The 24,096-nt window shown below is 42.8% G+C and carries 20 protein-coding genes; 2 read left to right on the top strand and 18 right to left on the bottom strand.

Annotated elements, in window-relative coordinates; translation table 11 throughout:
* Positions 1-63 precede the first annotated feature (63 nt).
* Genes AC1DOK_RS09685 through AC1DOK_RS09675 form a run of 3 tightly spaced genes read right to left on the bottom strand, consistent with a single transcriptional unit; the run spans position 64 to position 3,675 of the window.
* On the bottom strand, positions 64-1,203 hold the full coding sequence (locus AC1DOK_RS09685; RefSeq protein ID WP_477554049.1) for a toxic anion resistance protein: 1,140 nt from the start codon (positions 1,201-1,203) through the stop codon (positions 64-66).
* A gap of 34 nt (positions 1,204-1,237) precedes the next feature.
* Entirely contained in the window at positions 1,238-2,926 is a 1,689-nt protein-coding gene (locus AC1DOK_RS09680; RefSeq protein ID WP_477554048.1) for a vWA domain-containing protein, read from the bottom strand.
* A gap of 11 nt (positions 2,927-2,937) precedes the next feature.
* Positions 2,938-3,675, bottom strand: coding sequence for a hypothetical protein (locus tag AC1DOK_RS09675; RefSeq protein ID WP_477554047.1), 738 nt, complete (start codon positions 3,673-3,675; stop codon positions 2,938-2,940).
* Between the two features lie 533 nt (positions 3,676-4,208).
* Here AC1DOK_RS09675 and AC1DOK_RS09670 point away from each other — a divergent pair.
* A complete protein-coding gene (locus AC1DOK_RS09670; RefSeq protein ID WP_477554126.1) occupies positions 4,209-4,388 on the top strand; it encodes an EamA family transporter in 180 nt (59 codons plus the stop codon).
* Between the two features lie 152 nt (positions 4,389-4,540).
* Positions 4,541-5,932 (top strand): SpoVR family protein, encoded by a 1,392-nt coding sequence (locus AC1DOK_RS09665; protein WP_477554046.1) that lies wholly within the window; start codon positions 4,541-4,543, stop codon positions 5,930-5,932.
* 239 nt (positions 5,933-6,171) lie between these two features.
* Here the strand turns inward: AC1DOK_RS09665 and AC1DOK_RS09660 are convergent, their stop codons facing one another.
* The 15 genes from AC1DOK_RS09660 to AC1DOK_RS09590 form a co-directional block, all read right to left on the bottom strand.
* Entirely contained in the window at positions 6,172-7,428 is a 1,257-nt protein-coding gene (locus tag AC1DOK_RS09660) for a Gfo/Idh/MocA family protein (RefSeq protein WP_477554045.1), read from the bottom strand.
* A gap of 91 nt (positions 7,429-7,519) precedes the next feature.
* A complete protein-coding gene (locus AC1DOK_RS09655; protein WP_477554044.1) occupies positions 7,520-9,187 on the bottom strand; it encodes a response regulator in 1,668 nt (555 codons plus the stop codon).
* A gap of 13 nt (positions 9,188-9,200) precedes the next feature.
* Positions 9,201-10,934, bottom strand: a complete 1,734-nt coding sequence (locus AC1DOK_RS09650) for a sensor histidine kinase (RefSeq protein ID WP_477554043.1) — start codon at positions 10,932-10,934, stop codon at positions 9,201-9,203.
* A gap of 40 nt (positions 10,935-10,974) precedes the next feature.
* The gene (locus AC1DOK_RS09645; protein WP_477554042.1) at positions 10,975-11,859 is read right to left on the bottom strand and encodes a carbohydrate ABC transporter permease; all 885 of its coding nucleotides are present in this window, start codon (positions 11,857-11,859) and stop codon (positions 10,975-10,977) included.
* A gap of 34 nt (positions 11,860-11,893) precedes the next feature.
* Positions 11,894-12,799: an ABC transporter permease gene (locus AC1DOK_RS09640; protein ID WP_477554041.1), complete on the bottom strand. Its 906-nt coding sequence runs from the start codon at positions 12,797-12,799 to the stop codon at positions 11,894-11,896.
* Positions 12,800-12,893: 94 nt separating this feature from the next.
* Entirely contained in the window at positions 12,894-14,591 is a 1,698-nt protein-coding gene (locus AC1DOK_RS09635) for an extracellular solute-binding protein (RefSeq protein WP_477554040.1), read from the bottom strand.
* Positions 14,592-14,939: 348 nt separating this feature from the next.
* The gene (locus AC1DOK_RS09630) at positions 14,940-15,698 is read right to left on the bottom strand and encodes an SDR family NAD(P)-dependent oxidoreductase (protein WP_477554039.1); all 759 of its coding nucleotides are present in this window, start codon (positions 15,696-15,698) and stop codon (positions 14,940-14,942) included.
* A 51-nt stretch (positions 15,699-15,749) separates the two neighbouring features.
* Positions 15,750-17,084, bottom strand: a complete 1,335-nt coding sequence (locus AC1DOK_RS09625) for an APC family permease (protein ID WP_477554038.1) — start codon at positions 17,082-17,084, stop codon at positions 15,750-15,752.
* A 171-nt stretch (positions 17,085-17,255) separates the two neighbouring features.
* Positions 17,256-18,206: a sugar phosphate isomerase family gene (locus tag AC1DOK_RS09620; RefSeq protein WP_477554037.1), complete on the bottom strand. Its 951-nt coding sequence runs from the start codon at positions 18,204-18,206 to the stop codon at positions 17,256-17,258.
* Positions 18,207-18,231: 25 nt separating this feature from the next.
* Positions 18,232-18,936 carry a PIG-L deacetylase family protein gene (locus AC1DOK_RS09615; protein ID WP_477554036.1) on the bottom strand — a complete coding sequence of 235 codons (705 nt, stop codon included), beginning with the start codon at positions 18,934-18,936 and terminating at the stop codon, positions 18,232-18,234.
* Positions 18,937-18,950: 14 nt separating this feature from the next.
* Positions 18,951-19,706 carry a DeoR/GlpR family DNA-binding transcription regulator gene (locus AC1DOK_RS09610; RefSeq protein ID WP_477554035.1) on the bottom strand — a complete coding sequence of 252 codons (756 nt, stop codon included), beginning with the start codon at positions 19,704-19,706 and terminating at the stop codon, positions 18,951-18,953.
* 24 nt (positions 19,707-19,730) lie between these two features.
* On the bottom strand, positions 19,731-21,059 hold the full coding sequence (locus AC1DOK_RS09605; protein ID WP_477554034.1) for a carbohydrate kinase family protein: 1,329 nt from the start codon (positions 21,057-21,059) through the stop codon (positions 19,731-19,733).
* A 5-nt stretch (positions 21,060-21,064) separates the two neighbouring features.
* On the bottom strand, positions 21,065-22,219 hold the full coding sequence (locus AC1DOK_RS09600) for a Gfo/Idh/MocA family protein (protein WP_477554033.1): 1,155 nt from the start codon (positions 22,217-22,219) through the stop codon (positions 21,065-21,067).
* Between the two features lie 20 nt (positions 22,220-22,239).
* Entirely contained in the window at positions 22,240-23,070 is an 831-nt protein-coding gene (locus tag AC1DOK_RS09595) for a class I fructose-bisphosphate aldolase (protein ID WP_477554032.1), read from the bottom strand.
* 23 nt (positions 23,071-23,093) lie between these two features.
* A complete protein-coding gene (locus AC1DOK_RS09590; RefSeq protein ID WP_477554031.1) occupies positions 23,094-24,095 on the bottom strand; it encodes a Gfo/Idh/MocA family protein in 1,002 nt (333 codons plus the stop codon).
* Between the last annotated feature and the right edge of the window lies 1 nt (position 24,096).

Below are 24,096 nucleotides of genomic sequence, written 5' to 3'. Positions count from 1 at the left end.
TTTAAAAATCCCAGCCGACCAATAAAGGTTAGTGGGATTTTCTGCAGATCGTGTATGCTTATATTACAGACCCAACTTACTGCCACTCTCTAAACGTTGAATCTGCTTCTCACCGGTTTCAGCCAGTTCACGGAACTGATTAATCGTCTCACGCATCCTAGGTAGAGCTTCTTGCTTATAAGTACTTATAGATTCCAAAGCCGACAGACTATCTGTGAAAGCTTGTTTTAATGTATCAACTGAAATACTTGCTTCCATCGCTTGTTTATGGATTGCAACCCCTTGCTCCTTCAACATTTTAGACGTAGCTGCGATAATGTTGTTTGTGGTTGCATTCAAAGCCTCGATCTTTTTCAATACGATATCTTGGTTGTAAAGCGCACTTGCAACTATCACAGCATTTCTCAAAGCCGCAACCGTTACCGTATTAGCACGATCCGCCCCTCGCATAAGTTCTTTATTGTTCCGCATAACTACTTCGAATGATATGAAACCTTGTTGATTAACCGCCAACATCTGTTGCATGTCCATAGTCCGTTGACGTAGGGGGAACAACACGTCTTCCGTGATGAACCTGATTTTATCAGGGTCCTCATTGCGGGCTTTTGCTGCTTCAAGTTGAGTCTCAATGGACTCATCCATAAACGAAACAAGCTGAATCTCCTTTTTGAGCCGCTTCGTAAGATCTCGAAGGCCCTGTTGTTCAATCTCCAAGGTAGTATTGTCGTTCTTCAAGGTGATTTTACCCTTATTCATGGTTTCAATAATATTGGAAATAACCGCATCCGCTTTTTCAAATCGTTGGAAGTATGCTCTGATCGGATTGAAGAACTTACCAAGAAAACCTCGCTTTGTAAAGTCAATCACACTTGGGTCTAAGTCTTTCAATTGGATTTGAAGCTCTGCTAGACCCTTAGCTACTGCACCACCCTCATCTCCAGACTTGGAGAGATTCCCTACCGAGATTTGAAGCAAGGAGTTTTTCTCTGAAGACGCCTTCATCGTAGTTAAGCCGAAGCTTTCCACAGTGGTAAGAATTTCTTTTCGTTTATCAATCGAATCCAAGTCTAACGCCATGATCGTTGCGACATTGGTATCCGCTTGCTCTTTAAGCTTTGCGACTTCCTCCGGTACAGGTTTAACCTGCTCCTCGATCGCAACTTTAATTTCTTCGGGACTAGCTACTTCCATTGTAAATGACATTGTAACCCTCCTCTATTGGTAATTACATTGGTAATTACATTTGAACGTTAAATAAGTTTCCGATCTTATAGACAACATCATCTGTATCTGCATTAATACTAGCCGCCTCATTGATACTCGAAATACTTTGAAGTGCCTTAATATCAGCATTATATCCGATTGTATAAATTGGAACCTTATAGTTCTCGATCAGACTCCTAATATCTTTCAGCGAAAATCCCTCATTCGTCTCACCATCACTCAAGACGAAAATTATTGGCTTCATATTTGGATCAAGAGCTAACTGATCTTGGAGCATTTTCAAGGCTACGATAATACCATCAAATGTAGCCGTACCGCCACTGGCTTGAAGACTGGTTACCGCACCAACAAACATGGACTGTTGGTTCGTATCATACTTTCCAATAGGGAGGTTGATTGTTACCTGACTTGAATAGGAGACAAGACCAATTCTGTTATCCTTCCCCAAATACTTCTGACCCTTCAACAGGGACTCTTTTAAGCGGTTCAACGGCTCTCCCGCCATACTACCGGACACGTCGGTGACGAACACCGCAGCGATAGGTTTATTGCCGTTCTTCTTCTCTTTCCACACCTTTTGCGCCGAGGATAGAAGGCTACCATCTACCGCACTGAGTTCCGACTTGTAGTCTTCAAGACCATTGAACCCATTATCCTTTGCGGTTTTTTGGTACCTATCCTGTGTGACAAAATCTGCGAACTTCTTTACAATTTCTAACTTAGCTTGCGTTAGTTCACCTAAAGCGTACAATGGGCTATCATGCCTTACACCGAAAGGAGTGAAGACATACCCACCCTTCAAGTCAGCCGCATTGACATAAGTTTGGTACTCAAGTACAAACCCTTCCAACATACCCGACTTAGCCGCATCTCGCATTTGAATGGTTGTAGATGCGGTAAATGGTACGTTAGCTTGGAACTTCTCAAACCCCTGAACAGCTTTATCCCCCAAGATATTTGAGCTATCGAAAGTATTGAGAGCTGTTACGAGAAAGTTTAAGCCTGTAGAGCTGGCAAAGGGATCAGTATACCCCATAGAAAACTCGTTATTAGAGATCGCTTCGGTGACAGTTTTGACATTCACAGAACCGTACTTATCTACCAAAGCGTCATGCTTCTTCTTGGCTATGACGATCCCGGGAACATTGCCAACAAGACGCTTAGAGACAAGCTGAGTCTTAACGCCACTTTCCTTTACCATCTCACCCCACAGCTCATTTGAAGGTGTGTAGGCGTCTGGTACATATTTACCTGATTTGATATAATCAGAGGCTGTACCAGAAGCAATATTGCGAATCTTGACAGAGACAGGTTTTCCATCTACTTCTATATTCGCTTTGTTAAAATCGTTTGCTACGCCATTAAGCCAACCGTCAACACCCGTGCCTGACTTTTCTGTAGACGAGAAAATCTCTACAAAACTATCAGTCGTGTTGTTTACGGATACCGCAAATTTAGAGATATCCGGCAACGACTCCGCAACATCAGCAGGATTAAGGTCTATCTGACCTTTTACAGGTGCCTCAGTTGAGACGGAGATTTCGGAATAAAGTTTACTTAATTGCTTACCCGCATTTTCTGAAGTCACCTGCGTTTTTGTTTTCCCAAAATTAGAGGTTAAATTTACCCCGAAATAAACGAGTGCAAACACTAATACCACGATAATAGCCGACAGTAGGAAAAACTTACTCTTCTTTTTCAATATGACACCTCTTAGTTCTTATAATATTTAGTTTGTTTGATCAACGAATCTATTTCCTGCATACAAGGCATATTTTCAATATCACCTAGCTCAAAACTATCTAATCGAGATATTTCCAGTAGTAACTTATCCAACTTCAACAAAATTTCCTCGTTAGTGCCAATCGAACCTTTCACGAACGACAGGTACTCGTTGTACACGTTGGTTTTCTCTTGAAGAAGTTCCTGTGAGAACTGAGTTGACTTCTTGTTCATGACACTCTCAAACTCCGACTCGTCAAAAACATTGAGCCTGTTCAGTATACTTCTGACATTAAGGTAGAATAGTTTTTCTACCTCTTGAGTTACAGAAGTAAACTTCTTGTAACTTAACTCAGTTGTATCAAATCTCTGATTTAGAACATTCAATAAGGTGTCCTTCTTTTTTAACATGCGATCCAACTGCTCTAAGACAAGAGTAATATCATCCTCCAGCGCTTTTACACTTCTGTAGTGAGTCAAAGCCTCCACGTAGTCCTCGTGCGTCTTGATCTGTTTTACTGGTAAAACGACGGACGGCTTAAAAAGTAAGACATAACTCACGTAAAGCAGTACAAGCGCACTGGCGAACAGCAATGTTACCCCAAATGCTGTTGAGAGAGCACTTCCGCCTATCTCTACCCCTAAAAATCCGGGCGAGAGCACTAGGATATTCAAAATCACTACACCAAGAATAAATCCTAGTAGTTTTATGTACTTTGTACCAGTCAATACTTATACCTCCTTAACCTCCATTAAGAATACGCAGATATTATATAAAGTGACACCTTAAAGTAGACTGGAAGGAAGATACTTTAAGTCCCCCAACTTCAACCATCCTCCGTTCCAACACATCACAGATAAACTATTTTTTTGAATATTTGCTCTATTTCTATTTTATCAGCAATTCAAAATGTATGCATGTTATAAGCAATGAACAACAAACTTATTTATTGAGACCTGTCGGCAATCGGAACATACTGTTGTCACAGCGTTTTGACAAGAATAGGTTCCGATAAAATAAAAAAATCGCGATATACACGGACATTTATCCGTGAACCTGATTTTGACGAGGTGAAATCATCTACCATATGGATCAAAGATCACTGGAACCCTTGTGCCACAAGGATTGCGAAAATCCCAGGAAATAATGTGTGCTTGGTTCGCGCTCATAAATTAAGACATATTCTCTCATCTTTCATATTAATGCAATTATCATAATATTGTAAATATTATAATTTTTATAAGTTGCTTACTTTCAATATCTGGGCACGAAGATCCTGAACGATTTTTACTACGGTGTGATCGTGACAGCTGCGGGTTATGTCTTATGGTTCCTAGGAGTGGCGAAAGTGTCGGCAGGTACTGCTGCTGTCTTTACCGGATGCATTCCAGTTAGCACTCTCATCCTATCCAGAAGAAACAAGAATACAATTTCTATATAAATTCCAATAACTAACGAACAATTTCATCTCAATTGCATCATTTTCATAATAGAACATATAGAACTTCATCTTCGATTGTGGTACACACCTCACCAACTGAATATATTGATTAGAAACTGCTTCTTATCATTTTCTAATCAGGGAGGTTGCCTATGTCGGGACGTAATAATCTGACTGCACTAGAGGAAGCTATTGAAGGAATTACGAAGGTTGCTGAAGAATTCGGTCTGGATTTTTATCCGATGCGTTATGAGATCTGTCCTGCAGACATTATCTATACATTCGGTGCTTATGGTATGCCCACAAGATTCTCGCATTGGAGCTTTGGAAAATCTTTTAATAAAATGAAGACACAATACGACTTTGGCCTAAGTAAAATCTATGAGCTCGTCATTAATTCCAATCCCTGCTATGCCTTTCTACTGGAAGGTAATTCGCTTATTCAGAACAAGCTGATCGTTGCTCACGTGCTTGCACATTGTGATTTCTTCAAGAATAATGCTCGTTTCTCCAAAACGAATCGTGACATGGTCGAAAGCATGTCAGCAACAGCCGAACGTATACGACAGTACGAACTCGAGTATGGTACTGACCAAGTCGAACAATTTATCGACGCTGTGCTTTCTATTCAAGAACACATCGATCCCAGCATAACTTTGCCCTATATGAAAGCAGAACATCGTAATCGCCATGGACACACGAAGCAACAGGCTACTTCCAGAACCAAGCCAGAACGAACAATGGGCTATGAAGATCTATGGGATTTGGACCAGCAAGCTAATCCGACTGAACCGAAGGAAGCTGCTGAGAAGCGATTCCCCGCACAACCAGCTAAAGACCTGCTTCTTTTCATAGAAGAGTATGCTCGCGATCTAGAAGAATGGCAACGTGACATCCTAACAATGCTTCGAGATGAGATGCTCTACTTCTGGCCACAGCTGGAGACGAAGATCATGAACGAAGGCTGGGCTTCCTACTGGCATCAGCGAATTATTCGTGAGTTGGATTTAACAGAGGATGAAACGATTGAATACGCCAAGCTGAACTCATCTGTTGTCATACCTTCACGCCACAGCCTGAACCCTTATTATCTGGGTCTCAAAATTTTCGAGGATATCGAGAAACGCTTTGGTAGGGACAAAATATTCGAAGTACGTGAAATGGATTCCGATACATCCTTTGTACGTAATTACTTAACCAAAGAGCTCGTCGAAGATTTGGATCTATATGTATTTGAGAAGAAGGGACCTGAGTGGAAGATCACGGATAAGTCGTGGGAAAATGTGCGAGACGAACTTGTTTATTCACGTGTTAACGGTGGATTTCCCTATATTATCGTGACTGATGGCGACTTTGAGAAGAAGGGCGAATTATATCTCACACATGTGTATGAAGGTATTGAACTTGATCTTAAGTATTTGGAGAAGACACTTCCGAATATTTGTCGACTCTGGGGTAAGAGTGTGCATCTAGAAACGACGATAGAGGATAAGAAGGCTTTATTTACTAGCGATGGAAAGAAGCAGACTAGGAAATTCATTTAAATGAATAATGATCTATTAACTATCCAAAATATCTATTAGTCAACCAACTTCGACGAACCTGACAATCGTAACGCATCACATTTTGCACAATAGAGTAATAAATATACCGACCTCCTCATAAGAGTTGGTCGGTTTATTTATTACTCCCTTAATTTTGGGACAGTATAGACAAGTTTTCTATTATTATATCAACTCGTCCTTCATCGAATGGTATGGGTTCATATCTTTGTACAAAGCAGTTAAGGAGTGAAACAAATCATCTTGACAGCTAGGCCTTCGTGCAATCTCGAATGTTCGGCCGCAAATGCCATGAGGTGGCTCTGTAAGGAAGCCGTTGCAGAAGTCAAGCCTTGCGATGAATTGCTGTCGAATTGACTAACATCCCGCAGGAACGAGCTCACCATTCGTTCATCGCCGCCTCCATGGCCATCGCCTTCAACATTGCAGCTAATCTCAAGCTTTTCCCCTGAAGCATATCGGTATAATGTAAAGGCTCCTTTGTCCATATCTCCTATGATTTCGCCTTGCGTCCCCATGATTTGCACCCTGCGCGTACCGCTTTGCGTCAACCCTGACATGATGAACGACGCGTTCGCTCCATTCGCGAACTCCATGTTGACCACCTGATGGTCGACAACATTGTTATCGCACCGATACACACAGCGGCCAAACGGTCCTTCTTTTAGCGCTTTTAAGATGCCCTCTTGTGACAAATCATTCGTCATATAACGCGCCCAAGGGTGATGTGGTGGCTGCATATACATTTTCATTGCGGAGAAGGCGCATTCCTTCTCGACCTCGCAACCGTCGATGCAGCGTTCGGTGGAGCCTTCTGGGGCATTCTCCAGTCTGAAATGAAGCAGGGAACCGTACGAGCTCACGCTTGTACACGGCTGCTTCATAAGCCAGGAGATGATATCCAGATCATGGCACGACTTAGCTAGAATCATCGGACTCGTCTCCTCTGAATTACGCCAATTCCCACGCACGAAACTGTGCGTCATGTGAAGATAACCGACGTTTTCGGTTAATTGAATCGTGCCCACCGTTCCGAGTTCGCCGTCTTCGATGCATTTTTTGATCCCCGACCAGAAAGGGGAATACCGAAGGACATGGGTTACAACGAGCAGACGCTTATGTCTAAGCGAAGCTTGCTCCAGCTCGATACACTCCTCCATCGAAGGAGACATCGGCTTCTCCAACAGGACATGATAGCCTAGTTCCATTGCTTTCATCGCCGGTATATAATGCATCCGATCAAGTGTACAGATAATCATTACATCGGCAAAGCGTCCTTGATCAAATACTTTCTCCCAAGAATCGTATACATGCTCCGGGGCGATCTGATGAATCTCTGCAAATCGATTTCTACGTTCATCGTCTGGCTCAGCTACCGCAACAAACTTTAAGTTATTCGGAAACTTCTCTGCATAGGGACCATAAATATATCTTCCTCTACTGCCAGCGCCTAGTAGTACGGCTGTTAATGTTCTCAAGACTTCTCCTCCTCTTGTGTACTATTGTACTTCCATTGTAAGGGGATAGATTCGGAGGCAAAAGAGATCGTTACTGACATTTCATATACACTTATTGACCTTGATTCTGTATATGGGATCGAGCCATTCGGAATTCTTGCGGCGTCGTTTCGTTCTGCTTTTTGAAAAAGCGGATAAACGCAAGTGCCGAGTTGTATCCTAGAGCGGTAGCAATTTCATTTACTTTCATCGTAGTATTAAGCAGCATGTCTTTGGCGATCAAATTCCGATAGTCATTTATGTATTTCGACAACCCGATCCCGGTAATTTGCTTGTAGAGTCTAGATAAATAAGAAGGATTCAAGCCTACGTTATCCGCCAGTGCATTTAAGGAAATATCCGTAGATATATGTTCCTCAATATATCGATGCACCTTATTCACGACCTCCGCCGGCAATTGGGTGCCTCGCAGCGCATTCCATTCGAAGAAGTAATCCGCCATTTGCCAAAAGTATTGGATCAATTCCGGCCATGAAGCCGAATCGCTATGACGAAATAGCTTATCCAAATCCAGAAGGGTATTCATGTAATCACGAATTCCTCGATTTTTATGAATATAGAACAGAAATACAGCTGAAAGGGAATGGTACAATTCGGTCTTCCGCTCATAAGGAGTTCCCTGATCGTTCCATATTGCTGTCAGCTCGACATACAGTTTGTTGAACTGTTCCCGATGATTGTTCTCGAGACAAGACATGAGCAATTGAACACGAGCATGATAGAAACTATCGTGATAGCTGCCGGTTTTATCGTTACCTTCTTTCTGGATGTCTTTGTCGGTCATAATGACCTCTCTAAACAATCCATGACCTTGCACCAAACCGTATTTTATCGAATGAAACCGGTCTGAGACATTATCCCATGTGGCCGTTTCGCTTCCCAGAAGGAAAGAAACAGAAAGCCCCAGCAATCTCTTGCAAGTTGCTTGTAGGGTCTCCAGTATACCGCTCGTATAGCGGTGGGCTCTAATCCAATCGGAATCATTAGACGATGAGTCCGACACTTTCGGTTGAATCATCCAAACGATTTTCGATAGCTCGTATACGACGGAATAGCTTCTTACATGCGTCGACAAATACTCGTCGCAGATGTTTTGGAGTGCATAAGAAAGCAGCACTTTATCCGGCGTCTTGAACATCTCTTTCCAGGCGTCTACCCTTCCAATGAGCAGATAAACCGGCAATGTCGCGTCGAGCGGAATATCGATTTCTCTGAAAGCCTGCCCTAACTGACTCTCTGATACCTGCTTACCTTGAAAGAGTCCCCACATATACTCTTTTTGGAGCGAAGGCATTGCCAATCTCATTTTGGATTGTACTCTTGCAATCATCTGCTCCTGATCATGTTCTTCTTCAATTTTTTCGATGGCTCGTTCCACCGACTGAATTATTTTCTCATCACTTTCGACCTTCAGAATATAATCGAAGCCTCCATGGGTAATCGCGTTCCTTGCGTAATGAAAATCGTTATATCCTGTTAGAAAAATAACTTTGGAAGGCCAATGGGATTTAATCTCTTGAAGCAGCTCTATACCCCCTAGTCCAGGCATCTTAATATCGGAAATTACGATATCTATGTGATGATACGACAGAACCTCCAAAGCCTCTTCACCTGAATAGGCTTTCATCACTTCAAGTGGCAAATGAACGGTCTGTTCGAATAGCTCAAGAAGACCGTCGACGATTATGGGAAGATCATCGACGATAAGCAGTCTGTACATACTGGTTCCTCCTCTAGCACACACTCAGATTGATTCTTACCCGTAGTCCGCCCAGATCAGAACGTGACATCGCAATGCCATATCCCTCTCCGTAACGAAGTTGTATTCTCCGATGTACATTTATGATTCCTGTTGTTTCTTCCATCCGATTGGAAGCCCGGCGCAGTCGCTTTTGGAGGAGCTCGATTTCCTCATCACTGATGCTTCTTCCATTGTCTTCGACATACAGCGAGAACACGTCTCCCTTGAGTTCGCTGTGGACCCAAAGCTCACCATTTTGAATCATATTGCCTAAGGCATGCTTATAAGCATTCTCGATGATCGGCTGCAGGATCAGTCTCGGAACGAAGATATCTGGAACGTCTCCTTCAAATTTGATTTGAATGCGGTCCCCGTAACAAATGGATTGCATATCTACATACGTGCGAGAATGCTTTACCTCAAGCTCCAGCGGAATCTCATCCTCATCATTACGTGTAATAAATTGAAAGTATTGACCGATATGTAAGCAGAATTGATAGGCTTTCTCCTTCTGATTCTCGGATTTTATCAGTCGACATAACACAAAAAAACAATTATATAAAAAATGAGGATTGATTTGCGATTGTAATCGTTTCAGCTCCGAGCGTTGATTCCGAATTTGCTGCTCGTAATTTTCCTCGATTAATGTTTTCAAGGATCGCACGGTATCGTTAAAAGCTTGGTACAAATACCCGAACTCATCTGATCCGCGATCGATCACGATCGGTTCCAGCCAGTTCTGCTGAACACGTCGAAATGAATGTACCAACTTCATGAGGGGTCGGTAGATGAATCGCAATAGAAAATATGAAAAGAAAAATAGAATGCACACGCCGAGAGCGCATGCCACCCAGAACCACATTCGATACATCTGCAGCGGGCCTAGGACCTTTGCCTCCGGAATGCAAGTAATGGAATAGGAATTCCATAGGCTAGAATATTTATAAACCGTGAGATAGCGTTGTCCTCCATAATTCAGTGTTTCATATCCTTCTTCGGACGCAGCATTCTTCTTCTCCAAAGCAAAAGATTTCATGCGCTCTAGCAGTTCCGAGTCCACACCGCTCTCGACTTTCCACCCTCGGTCCAAGTTAAACAATACGCTCTGTCCGCCACGCGCGCTGCTAATTTGCATCAAGGTCTCTTTGATCTTACTCGTAGATACCTCGACCCCAACGACGTAGATCGGATTCTTCACTGTACTGGTGGGGTACTGCATGGTAATAAATAATCGATCGTTCCAATAAACGAACGGTTGCTCGTAATGCTTTGTGCTTTGTTGCATCGCTTCGTATTCTTGCCGGTCAATCGAGGTTTCATATTTGGAACTAAGAATCGTGCGTTCAATTAAGGGCACATAAGCCTTCGCTTCTTGAATGAATGGACTTGAATTTTTCATGAGATCGAGTCGCTTCTGGATGTCCAGTATTTTGCGTGCACGATCGTAATAGCTCATGGCTGTGCCCGTTGTGGCAATTTCCATCAAATCTTCATCCATCACATAGTTCGGCAAATAACGGCTAATCCGGTCCCCTTCCTTATCCAGCGAATCCAGATAGAACCGTGTCGTATTCAGAACTGACTCCGAGATTTCGCTGCGAATATTCTCCGCGCCCTTCTCGTTAATCATCCAGGTAATTGCCATCAGCGGCAACAAGGCCGCCAGAAAGGCAGCCATAATTTTCTTGAATATGGAGGAGTCATGCAAAAAGAATAAGCTTTTCATCGTTTGTTCTCCTGGAATCATTTAATAGAGCACTACGATATTATTCTTTGACACTCCCCATCACAATTCCTTTAATGAAAAACCGCTGCATGAACGGATAGACGATGAGGATCGGAAATGCCGCCACGAAAATCTGCGCTGCTTTGCTCGTACGATCGGACAACTTAATCATCAACTCGGCATTCTCTGCTTTAATGAAGCGAAAATCCAGTTTAATAATAATCGTCTGCAAGAAGGTTTGCAGCGGGTAATTTTCAGTATGATTCATGTAAATCATGCCGTCAAACCAACTGTTCCAATGTCCCACCATGGTGAAAAGACCTGTAGTCGCAAGTGCAGGCAAAGACAATGGTACGTAGATCTTCCATAAGGTCGTAAAATGGCCGGCCCCGTCGATGCGCGAGGATTCCTCGAGTTCTTTGGGCAGATTGCGGTAGAAATTCAGCAATAGAATAACGTTGAACACCGCAACGGCTCCCGGTAGCACCAGAGCCCAGATGGTATCGATCATCCAAAGCGCCTTCACGGTTAAATACGTGGGAATGAGCCCTCCGCTGAATAAAATCGTAAATACGAATACCCATGCATAGAAGGTCCGCAGCCGAAATTGCTGAGAATCTTTGGATAATGGATATGCGGTAATAATCGTCAGCAACATGCTGATGGTTGTTCCCAGAATAACCCGCTGAATAGATACCCAGAATGCCCGCAAATATTCCGGTTTTCCAAATACGTTCTCATATGCAGCCGTTGTGAATTCAATAGGCCATAGAGCGACTTTGCCGGCAGCAGCTGCTGACCCGGAGCTGAACGAGATCGCCAAAATATGAATAATAGGCATAAGGCACAACAAGGATATGGACGTTAGAACGATGAAGTTGCCTATTAAAAACAATCTACTAGCGAATGATCTGTTAGTACGCACGATGTGTCTCCCTTCTGAATTACCGCCGATCACATTAGAAAATGCGGTAATTCGCTAAACGATAGGCTAAGAAATAGGAAATCGATATGAATATAAAAGATACGATGGATTTCAGCAGCCCTACGGCCGTAGCGAAACCGAACTGTGCTTGCTGAATCCCCATGCGGTATACGAAGGTGTCGATAATATCCGCGCTTTCATAGACCGGAGGACTGTAAAGGTTGAAGATTTGCTCAAATCCGGCATTGAGTACATTTCCGATAGTGAGTGTAAACATAAGAATGATGATAGGAAGCATCCCAGGCAGTGTCACATGTAACGTCTGCTTGAAGCGTCCTGCACCGTCGATTTCCGCTGCTTCGTAGAGTGACGGGTTAATGCTGGTGAGCGCAGCCAGATAGACAATGGTACCGAATCCGAATTCCTTCCATACATCCGAAATGACCATGACATAAGGGAACCAGTCATTGTCACCCAGAAAAAAAATAGGCTTGATGCCGAACAAATTCAGCACTTGATTGACAACACCGGAGGATGGAGACAATACATCGATTAAAATCCCACTTAACAATACCCATGATAGAAAGTGAGGCAAGTAAACGAGCGTCTGGAAGGTCCGTTTGACCCATTCTTTCCGCAGCTCATTCAGCATTATCGCAATCGTGATCGGAACGATCAGACCTGCTACAATTTTCATCACGGCAATGTATACCGTATTGAAGAATATGCGGCCAATATCAGGATACTCGATCAATAACCGAAAGTTCTTGAGACCAATAAAGGGTGAACCAAACAAACCTTTATTCGGAACGAATTTCTGAAAGGCCATCATAATGCCGGCCATCGGGATATAACTGAAAATGATGACTAATGCCAGCCCTGGCAGCAACATCAAGTGAAGCGGCCACTCCCTCTTCCACATGCGTGTTAATCCATTCATGCCATTCACCTCGCTGTATGACTATTAAATATGAACTAGGTTAAAGAAAAGAGGGATTGTTTTTGTCCAACCCCTCAATCTATCCGCTTTGCGATTATTTGTGAGTGGCGTACCATTCGTTGACTTCTTTGGTCATTTCGTTGCCGCCAAGCTTCTTCCATTCTTCTACGAATTTATCGAATTCATCCACGGATACTTGATTCATGATAATTTTGAAGAATATTTCATCCCGCTTCTTGGTCAGAATTTCTTGTCTTTCCGCCATCGTCTGTGTAGGTGCACCGTAAAATTTATTTTGTAGGTACTGTTTATTTTGCTGAATTGCCGGAACATTCGAATATGCGCCTTTCGGTCCCGAAATCAGGTATTCCCACCACATGTTGATATCACTGCCGTCAACATATTTCATAGCGCGCTCATACCGTGTTTTTTGATCCTTTGTTTCTAAAATGCTCGCGTTTTTGGTTTCAATGGCTTTTGGTAGAATGTCGCCGTTATTGTCCAATTGTCTACCAACGCGAAGTGGGTTAAGCAACCAGTAGTTTGCGCCTTTTTCCTTCAAATCTTTACCGTATTCATATACTTTCTGCTCTTCTGTTGGATGTTGTTGAGTAACGATGTATTGATTTAACAGCTTAATAACACCTTCCGGATGCTTTGCTTTCTTGGAGATGACATAATATTCGTCAACACCGATTCCGATTTGCGATAGTGCAGGATTGCTATCCACCGATGAAAGCGGGAATACGCCCCACTCTTGTATGACTTTACCGTCCTTCACAGCGCCTTTGACGAGCTGAGCTGGTACCCAAGACGCACCATATACGATACCGATATTGTTGTTGTAGAGGAGCTCTGCTTCTTTCTCCATGTCTTTAACAGCGAACTCAGGATCAATTAATCCTTTCTTGAACATATCCTGTAGTGCCTTAAGTGCTTCCTTCACTTGAGGCTGGATGTCACTATTGACCAAACCGCCTTTTCCGTCTTCCATCCAATTATTCACATATGCATGGTAACTATATAGGAATGCTCTTAGTCCTGTAACACCTGTGTCAATATTAAATGGATCTTTGCTTACTGCAATTCCATACGGTTTCCCGGTGCCGCCAGGGTCTTTCGTTTTGAACGCCTCGGCGATCGTCAATAGGTCTGCCATCGTCTTCGGTTCCGGCAAGTTCAATTTCTTCAACCAGTCCGTACGAATAAAGAGAAACTGGTATTGGTACGGGTTATACGAACTCGGAATCCCCATCAACTTATTGTCGAACGTGGCGGTCTTCATCTGCAAGCCGCCATCCATCGTCAAGAATTTCTTCGTCTCATCCGTTGCGTACTTGTCATATACACTCGTGATATCCATAATCATATCCGCTTCGGTCAACTCTTTTAGCTGCGTAGCATTGACCCGCATGAAGTCTGGAATATCATTGGAGGCGATGGACATCTTCAATTTTTCCTTGAATTGAGGGTCATCGGGAGCCACCCATTTGTTCGTGATCTTCACACCGATGTCTTTCTCATACGCATCGTAGACCGCGTTCTTTTCAAAGCTCTCGCCTGGATCAAATTTAAGATACTGATCATTTGGTGAAACCGTTGAAACCTCTACAACTTCAACCTTTTCACTTGCCGGAGTCGGTGTCGTTGTCGTTGTCGTTGTTGTTGTTGTCGGTGCCGGTGTCGCATCGGCCGGCTTTTTCTCCGCCTCTTTCGTTGTATTGCTGCATGCAGTTATCGCTAAGCTGAGGATTAAGGCAAAGATCATAAGACTTTTCCTTGTTCTTCTCATAGTACCCCTCCATCATGTCTCAAAATAGGTTGCAGACGTTGCTGCTTCCTTTCATAATCTTAGTATAGAAATGAAGGCGCCTTCATTCCATATACTAGTCTTTACTTTCGTATACACCTCTTGACTACCGAAGGACTTGTCCATTGAAAACGAATAATTGACCCTGGAATGAGGGTACGCGAAATTGATTCGGATACTTCCTTTAAACAACACTTGAGGATAAGAAGGTCTTATTTACGAGCGATGGGAAGAAGCAAGTTCGTAAGTATATTTAACATTAAAATAGGCGGTCGTTCTCCCACTCCCAATGGGGATAAGGATAATGACCGCCACTTATTGTATCTATTCTTAATGTATACAAATTCCGCCATCCATTAGTACAGGAGAACCAATCATCGCGGAGGATTCATCAGATGCTAGGAATAAGGCAAGATTAGCTATTTCGGATGGCTTAATCGTTCTTCCAAGCACTTGTAAGGACGATAAGTCTTCAAGCACTTTATCTCGACCGCCGTATAAATCAGCATGAGAATCATTAAAGGTCGTATCCACCCAACCTGGGCAGATCGCGTTCACACGGATATTTTCAGGGGCATAATCAAGTGCCATTTGTTTAGTTAACATAAGAATCGCACCTTTGGAAGTTACATAAGCGGATAGTCTCGGCTCTGCAATATAGCTATTAGCTGAGGCCATGTTAATAATTGAACCGCCTCCACTTTTTCTTAGTTCAGGAATTGTATATTTCCCCATTAAGAACATGGACTTCACATTGATCTCCATCGTTCTATCCCACACGTCTTCATCCAGCTCTTCCACATTTCCAGGAACATTAATTGCTGCATTATTCACGACAATATCGAGTTTGCCGAATGCTTTAATCGTTTCACTGACCATATTTTGAATCGGTGCTGCTTTAGAAACATCCGTATGTGCATAAATTACCGGGTAGCCTGCCTCCTGTAATTCACTTGCTAGCTTAGAACCATCTCCTAGTACATCCGCAATGGTAACTTTAGCCCCTTCTAGCACGAATCGTCTTACAATCGCCTCACCAATTCCTCTTGCTCCACCTGTAACGATTGCTACTTTGTCCTGTAATCTCATGGGAGATCACTCCTTTTCATTTCTTATGTGATTGATTCGCTCGCAGTTGTTTTACATATCCTTAAATGTAATTTCTTTCTTGTAGCCCTTAGATTGAACAGCGCCAATTATGAGCCCGACCAATAGCCATCCGAATCCATACATATAAGTCATTTTATCAAAGCCAGTCCATACAAATAACGTCGTCGCAAAACCAATTAGCGGGAACAAGAGATAAATGATCAATGCTTTTAAGCTTCTTTGTTTCTTTTTGAAAATAAAATAGTAGATAACTGTTATGTTTAGGAACATAAACGAGGTAACTGCACCAAAGTTTACGAATCTAACAATTGTTTCTATTGAAAGAGTGAATAGAACGATAAGTGAAATAACGCCTGAGAAAAGAATCGAATTGATCGGCGTTTTATATTTGGAATGAACCTTGCTGAGAAACTTGCTTCCTGGAAGCAAGCCATCTCGACTGATCGAATATAGGATACGTGCTACTGCAGTCTGAAGATTAAGCGTAACTGCGATTCCCACAGAAAGAACGTTCACAATAATCATGGTTACATAGAACCATTGACCACCAATTTCTTTACTGATATCGAATAAAGCCATATCATTATCTAAATTTTCAAAGTTCGGATGAACTAGAGTAGCCATATAACTCTGAACGAAGAATAGTACACCCACCATGACGACGGATAATACAGTAGCTCTACCAATATCCTTTTGCGGGTTTTTGGCTTCCTCAGATAAGGTACTGATGCCATCAAAGCCTATGAATCCTAGGACAGCAATAGAGATGGAAGCTGCAATAAAGTTAAAATCGAATACATCACCTTGGAATAAGGAAGTTACGGAGAAGCCTCCAGTACCATGCCCATCCACAAATACAAATTTTATCGATAGGGTTAAAAATATAACAAGCGCAGCTATTTGCAGCCAGAACATCCCCATGTTGACTCGTGCACTAAGTGAGATGCCTAACGCATTAACAACAGAAGTAATTAGAATAAATAATAATGACCATAGGTAAGGCGGAATATCAGGGAAGATACCTGTCATCCACAGTCCCGCAAACATATAAATGAGTGCTGGCGCTAATATGTAGTCCGATAAGATATTCCAACCTGCAATGAATCCAACATGTGAATTAAGCCCTCTCTGTACATAAGAGTATACAGAACCTGCATAAGGAAACACATTGCTCATCCTACTATAGCTCATAGCTGTAAACAACATAACAATGGTTCCAATGACATAGACGAGTGGGACCATGCCGAAGCTTTCTTTAGCAACCATCCCATATACCTGAAAAGGAGCTAATGGTGACATTAATACTAGTCCATACACTAATAAATGTTTTAAAGACAAAACGCGATTAAACTCTTGTTTATACATTCAGCAACTCCTTTTTAGTTTTATAGTTTATTATAAGAGGAAAGTTGATAATGTAAAGCGGTAAAGCAAAAAAATATTTCTAATATTCAATTAAAAATACCTATGAATCTTTCATCCATAGGTATTTAGACGCCTAAGCATCACTTAGTCATCACTTAATCAGCGCTCTATTCAATTACAATCAGGTTCTAAAGGACCTGTTAATTCTTGTAAGTAAAATAATTTACCTGCTAGTGTAGGCATAAAAGTAGATGGCAACCACATATCCGGTCCATATTGAAGTGTAACGCACAGGGATAGCCCCTGCCACTGCATACCTCTTCCAAGCGCTCCATCGCAGCCACCGATGATTCGATCTGATTGCAAGAACAAGCCGGGACCAATTGTGTTAGCCCTGCATGGTACGAGCGTTGTTCTACTCTTAAAGCTAGTAATTGCATTCTGCTCAATTGTTAAGGGATGAAGCTTAGCACCAATCCGGTATGCTTCCTTCTTCCATGCCTCAACCGATTCGTATTCTTCAGCGAAATGCGGTTCCCAGAAAGCGATATGCAGCATGCGTCCAATACCAAACACGGTAATCAGCTCTGCACCTTCTGCTTTGAGACTCGCAATCTTCTCCGAATATGTAGGAAGATTATCCTTCGTGGCATAATTCCGCTGGTCGATTGGAACAGACAATGTACCTAAGGGGCCATAAAATGCTTGCTCCATTGCGAACTGAAACGATCCGCTATTCGATGAAATAAGTGTATTGCCTTCATCATCGCTCCATTCGTCCATATTAAATCCATACACATGTGAGCAATTCACTTTCCACTCCTGCAGGAAATAAACTGCCCATTTGTACATTCCCATAGGTCCGACTGGTAGAATGAGAGCAAGCTTCTTCCCCTCTTCCTTCGTCCTGCGGATTTGCTGTGCAATTTCATGTCCCATCATCATGTCAAAATCGAACGTATTGTCACATGCAATCGGCTGAAATTCCGGATGCCAGAACGTTTGTCTAAGGGTAACTCCATCTGGTGAATGAGCACAACAATCATCCATCTTACGTAGATCCCAACCACGAGGATAGAAGTTCTCGAGTAGAGATCCCTTGATCGTACTTATTAAGTCCATGTCATTCAATCCCCCTTCTACTTACTTATGGTAATAAACGAGTCGTAGTCATTCTTGGCCATACCTGACACTGCGTAAAGCCTTCTGCATAGGAGACTCCGCATTGCAAACCACGAAACTTGGACACGGTTCGAACAAAATCTAGAAAATCAATGCCATCATGCTCTTTGAGCCATTTAATCTGACTCTCATGACAATCGACCATCTGAAGCTTAACATCAATAAAATCAGAAATATCAACATACTCAGTTGGGATAAAATTCACCCCTGCTACTGTATCCATGTAGTAAACAGGTGCAACCTTATCGTATGCGGGAAATTTCGTCCCGTAATGTGGTACAGTTGCTGCGAAGCTTGCATCAAACACCGCTTTGGACACTTCCATATGATCCTTCATATAATCCTGTGGTGGATGTGTAATGATATAGGAGGGCTGTGTTTGCCGAATGATATCCGTCAACCGATAAATTAATACATCATTATCAGATTTAACGAGCAAATCAGGTGTATCCAGATTAATGACATCAGCTCCGATTAAAGCACCTGAGACAAGTGCCTCTCTTGCTCTTATTTCCTTCAGTTGTTCTGATGGGATCACTTTATGTCCCTTATCACCATTAGCTACATGTACCATTGTCACACAATGCCCTTGTGAAGCTAGCTTAGCTAACGTACCTGAGCATCCAATTTCTAGATCATCTGGATGGCATCCTACTGCTAATACATTCATTTGAACAATACCCCCTAACTAATCAGAATCTCAACATGGTTCGTCATGCATTCCTGCATTAATTCATCATCTGGTATTCGATCAGTAATCAACCGGTTAATATGATGAAGTTCAGCGAATGAAACCAATACTTTAGCACCGAATTTAGTATGATCGAGCACGACATTTACTTCATCTGATTGTCTAATCGCAATTCGCTTTATCGCTGCCTCTTGCATATTAGAGTTGCTAAAGCCATGTTTACTCGTGACACCCGTCGCTCCTAAGAACACCCTATCGAACGCCATCTTGGATAAGATCTCTTCGGTCAATGGACCTGTAAGCGAATTGGTTGCTTCGAGTAGAATACCTCCGGTAACGATTGTAGTTATCCCTTTACTTTGCAATTCGCCTGCCACATTAAGCGCGTTAGTCACAACGGTATTACCTGCATCGGGCTTTAAATATCTGGCAATTTGCTCTGTTGTTGTACCTGCATCTATGAACACTGATTCTCCGGGCAGAATGAGTTCTGCTGCCTTCTTACCAATCCTCATTTTCTCCTCTTTCATCACACCTACCCGTTCTCGTAAGGTGATGTCTTTATCACGAAAAATAGCTCCGCCAAATATACGACGTAAATAACCGAACTGTTCGAGCTTCTCTAAGTCACGTCTAAGTGTCATCTCTGTTACTTCAAACAATTCTTTCAGAAGTGTTATTTTGACTTCACCATCAGCGATGAGCATATCCATAATTTGTTGCTGTCTGTCATTTAACATTACTTGCATACTATTGCTCCTCTGAACTTAAATTCAAGTATGATGATCGCTTGGTCCCAGCCAATAGGTTCCTGACGAATGAGGGTACCATCCTTGCAGTGACATTTGAACTGGGTATTGATTCCAGCCACCTCTAATTCTTGACTCAAGCGCTTGCCACGACACGACTCCACTAGTTGCATCAGCTTTCTCCACATTATGCGCACCTGTACCAGCAGCTCGAAGCAGTATATCTTCGGGTTTTAGATTCTTGAGAACTCCAGCAATAAAGCCCGCAATTGTACAATCGCCTGCACCCGTTGTTCCTTCTATATGAACGTCATAGCTTGGAACGAGCAGCTCACGATTCAGCCATAAATGTTCCGGCAAGCTGCCTCCAATGGCTTGTAAACGCAATTTATTGGAAGTAGTTCGCATGTACAGACCGTGTTCTCCAAGCTTCAAGACAACAACTGCTACCCCCATCTGAAGCAGTTCTTCGGATAGTGAATGAAGTAGATAACCATCTACCGCAGCTACAAGATTATCATTCTGAACTACTGCTTGTAATCGTTCAAACCGTTCTCTTTGGAGCATATATAGAATTTCATCCAAGCTCGGCAGAAATAAATCTACATGAGGGAGTACGTTCTGTAATAGACTCCTCCAATCTATATGTCCTGCTTCAGAATTAGGATCTGGCATCGCCATATCAAGTGAAGTCATGATCCCCATCGCCTTTATTTGCTGGAACATGGAAGTTAATGCTTCCCCATCATTCTTATACATGTTCTGCATCAGAGGTGGATAACCATAGTGGAATAATCTAGCACCTAACAAATCATCGAAATTAATATCACTTGTCGTAAAGGTATCATTCGTTCCCTTACAATGAAGAAACATACGATCGGCTCCAGGCGGCTCAAGTACAATAGAGTACGAACTGCATTCCCCTTCAGCAACAATCATTCGATCAGCCAAATGCTCTCCATGCTCTGCAAGAATACTTAGAATCTTTGACCCAAATAAATCATCCCCCACTTTCCCCATAAGCTTCACTTTGACACCTAATCGATGCAGTGCAACGCCTGTATTTGAAACAGCCCCGCCTGTAGATAATAGAGCACTCCCTACTTCTACTAAACGACCAGGCAAGCAGATATTCTCCTTATCCTGTCGATTCGTTATCGATGGAATGATATCTAGACAAACATGACCAGCAACGACGACCTCGACCTCGACCCCGGCCCCAGCCTCAACGTCAACTTCAACGTCAACTTCAACTTCAACTTCAACTTCAATTTCAATTTCAACGCCAACATTAACGTCAACCTTTGCCTTTGCCTTAACTTCATCACCGTCATTATCATAATTCCGCTGCATCGGTATTACCCCCAGTCAAGCTCAATAGTTTGACCTGTAAGCTGAGACTCTAATGCTGCAGTTAATAATCGATGTGAATCTGAAGACTCCCGGGGTGTAGCACAGTACAATGGCTGTTGCATCATCTCACCATGTATGAGTTCATCACAGAATGCTGCCCACATCTGTAGAATGGAATCTGAGAAACCAAATTCAAATATGTTACCTGTAATTGTAGGGTAAGCTGAGCGATAAGGAACATCCGATACATGCCACGCTTGATTGCCCCCTGATGTATAGGTCATCGAGGAAATTTGTTTAGGATACTTAGTCGAATATTCCGCAGAAAACGATGTACCAATTACTCGCATGAACCAAGTATTGGCATGACCAGGAGCAATCCGTTTCATAGAAAGCATCATAGGGAAGCTCTGCCCTTCGTAATCAGTCTTGCATGCTAGTACCGCATTATCCCAAGTATCACAGGCGACCATATTTCCATCAGCATCTGGTCTTTCATGAATGATTTGGCTTAGGAATGCTGTAACATTCTGCGGCTTCCAGCCAAACCGAAGCGGGAGATGCAGAACATGCATACCCAGATCACCCATACAACCGTATTCACCATTCGTTTGTGTTCTTCTTTTCCAATTAATCGGTTTATTAGGATCCAAATCACTACTGTGCCAAAAACCAATCTCTACTTCGATAATCGTGCCAAACTTATTCTGTTTCACCCATTCTACCAGCTGATAAGCACCTGGATAGAAAGGAAATTCTGAAGAGCATCGCACAATGACCTCTGGGTTCCGTTGCAAAGCATCCATAATCAGGCGATTCGCTTGTTGATCAATTCCAAATGGCTTTTCACCAAGTAGATGCTTACCCGCTTCGATGATATCGACATAAAACTGCGCATGTAAGTGATGCGGCACCGCACAATAGATAGCCTCAACCATCGGATCAGCAAGCAGTTCTCTGTAATCGGTGTAGACACCCGTGATAGATGGAATACTCTTCTCGAACCATTCGAGCATCTGCTTATTCTCATCACAAACAGCAACAATCTGTGGTTCAACATCCATATCTGTTAAATGACACCAACGTGCAGCAGCGCTTGCGAATTCTTTGCCCATAAGTCCACAACCGATCACGCCGAACCGTATGATACGTTTAGTCATTAGCTCTATTCCTCCTCTGATTAACCTAGGATCGCTAATGCACGACTTGCATCGGCATCCTCATGTACAATCGCCATGAGCGCTTTTGTCATAAGGTCTGGAGATGGATGCTGAATCACATTCCGGCCATATACAATTCCCGAGGCACCTTGCGCCATTAATGTACAGGTGCGATTCACAATTTCCAGGTCACTCGCCCTGCCTCCACCACGCACAAGCACAGGTATTCCCGAGGCTACCTGAATGATACGGTGATATTCCTCAATTCGATCACAGGGGTCTGACTTGATAACATCAGCTCCAAGCTCAACGGCTTGCCTGACAAGAGCCGAAATTTTATGAATGTCACCATCCACCATGTAACCACCATGCTTCTCATTTGGCAGCATAACCAAAGGTTCAACCATCAGCACCATACCCATCTTCTCGCATTCAAGCTTCAACTGAGCTACATTACGTACACATTGATGATGAAGCTCAGGCTGATTCGGCAGTAGAAGTAAATTCACACATACTGCAACCGCATCCCATTGTATAGCTTGCTCTACAGGATTCTGAATCAGTTCACTAAACAAATGATTGGGAAGCTCCTTCCCATATATGTTAGCAACATCGGTACGGAGGACTAATGAAGGTTTGTGCTTACCAGGAATCTGTTGCAGCATTCTCGCTTGTCCTACACTTAGTTGAATACAATCTGGATTCGCTTTGACAATCGTTGCAACTGCTTGTTCCATGTTCTCGATGCCAGACAAGAATTGATATTCATTAAAAAAGCCATGATCAACTGCTACGTTAAAACACTTCCCTGCGGAACTAAACATCCGCTTAAGCCTTGCGTTTGAAGCCATTATGCATCACTCCCAATTGCAAATTAACGTATATATTGAATTTCTCCCGTTTCAAGTGATTGCTCGATTGCCAGAACGATTTCTAGTACTTCTCTGCTCTCTCTAGGCATCATGATCTTAGGCTGCTCGTCGCTAGCAACACAGTCCACAAAATAGCGCAGTTCATTGAAATAAGGATCCCCATTAACGAATTCAACAGACTTCAAATCCTGGCCTTCATCAAAGAATAGCAACCGACTTTGAGATTCATTCAAATTCTCCAAATTAAACCCGGCTGATAAGTGAAAATCAATCCCAGATCGATCACTTGTGGCACGTAAGGACATGGTGAACGGATATCCATTCGGCATATGATAACTTCCTTCTACAGACGCTTTACTGCCATTATGAAAGCTTAAGCTAGTCATGACATGATTCCATGCGCCATTACTAAACTTCTTTCCTACTGCATACACACTCTTTACAGGGCCAAGCAAATGTCGCACATAATCGATATCATGCAAATGTAAGTCGAATAAACCGCCTCCGCTCTTCGTCACATCAGCGAACCACTCGCTCCAGGTCGGATGCTGTGCTAGACGATTGGCATAGACCATGTTGATCTCACCTAGACTCCCGGCCTCATATAGCTCCTTAATTTTCACATACTCTGGCCAGAATCTAAGTACCTGAGCAATCATGAATTTGACACCTGCTTGTTCAGTGGCAGCAATCATCCGGTCCGCTGCTTCCAAGGTGATCGCCATCGGCTTCTCACAGAGCACGTGCTTACCTGCCGCAGCAGCCATTACAACATACTTCTCATGGACATCCGTAGGTACACATATATCAATAATTTGAATATCATCGCACGCTAGCATTACTTCAACCTGAGGGTAATATGGACAGCCGAATTCCTCTGCGAATTTAGAGCCAGTAACTGGGTTCGTTGATGAAATTCCTGCAATTTCTACATCACTCATTTGGCGATATGCTTCCGCATGAGTTCTTGCCATAAACCCGGAACCGATTATCCCAACCTTCATC

Source organism: Paenibacillus sp. P5_B5, assembly GCF_056400365.1.
Note: the sequence above shows the minus strand (reverse complement) of the source record. Positions and strands in the feature narration are given on the sequence as shown.

Excerpts from the sequence above, each read along its gene's own strand:
- AC1DOK_RS09590 (WP_477554031.1), bottom strand. The coding sequence starts at position 24,095 with ATGAAGGTTGGGATAATCGGTTCCGGGTTTATGGCAAGAACTCATGCG.
- AC1DOK_RS09595 (WP_477554032.1), bottom strand. The coding sequence starts at position 23,070 with ATGGCTTCAAACGCAAGGCTTAAGCGGATGTTTAGTTCCGCAGGGAAG.
- AC1DOK_RS09655 (WP_477554044.1), bottom strand. The coding sequence starts at position 9,187 with ATGTACAGACTGCTTATCGTCGATGATCTTCCCATAATCGTCGACGGT.
- AC1DOK_RS09600 (WP_477554033.1), bottom strand. The coding sequence starts at position 22,219 with ATGACTAAACGTATCATACGGTTCGGCGTGATCGGTTGTGGACTTATG.
- AC1DOK_RS09620 (WP_477554037.1), bottom strand. The coding sequence starts at position 18,206 with ATGGACTTAATAAGTACGATCAAGGGATCTCTACTCGAGAACTTCTAT.
- AC1DOK_RS09605 (WP_477554034.1), bottom strand. The coding sequence starts at position 21,059 with ATGCAGCGGAATTATGATAATGACGGTGATGAAGTTAAGGCAAAGGCA.
- AC1DOK_RS09640 (WP_477554041.1), bottom strand. The coding sequence starts at position 12,799 with ATGAATGGATTAACACGCATGTGGAAGAGGGAGTGGCCGCTTCACTTG.
- AC1DOK_RS09630 (WP_477554039.1), bottom strand. The coding sequence starts at position 15,698 with ATGAGATTACAGGACAAAGTAGCAATCGTTACAGGTGGAGCAAGAGGA.
- AC1DOK_RS09635 (WP_477554040.1), bottom strand. The coding sequence starts at position 14,591 with ATGAGAAGAACAAGGAAAAGTCTTATGATCTTTGCCTTAATCCTCAGC.
- AC1DOK_RS09615 (WP_477554036.1), bottom strand. The coding sequence starts at position 18,936 with ATGAATGTATTAGCAGTAGGATGCCATCCAGATGATCTAGAAATTGGA.
- AC1DOK_RS09665 (WP_477554046.1), top strand. The coding sequence starts at position 4,541 with ATGTCGGGACGTAATAATCTGACTGCACTAGAGGAAGCTATTGAAGGA.
- AC1DOK_RS09625 (WP_477554038.1), bottom strand. The coding sequence starts at position 17,084 with ATGTATAAACAAGAGTTTAATCGCGTTTTGTCTTTAAAACATTTATTA.
- AC1DOK_RS09650 (WP_477554043.1), bottom strand. The coding sequence starts at position 10,934 with ATGAAAAGCTTATTCTTTTTGCATGACTCCTCCATATTCAAGAAAATT.
- AC1DOK_RS09610 (WP_477554035.1), bottom strand. The coding sequence starts at position 19,706 with ATGCAAGTAATGTTAAATGACAGACAGCAACAAATTATGGATATGCTC.
- AC1DOK_RS09685 (WP_477554049.1), bottom strand. The coding sequence starts at position 1,203 with ATGTCATTTACAATGGAAGTAGCTAGTCCCGAAGAAATTAAAGTTGCG.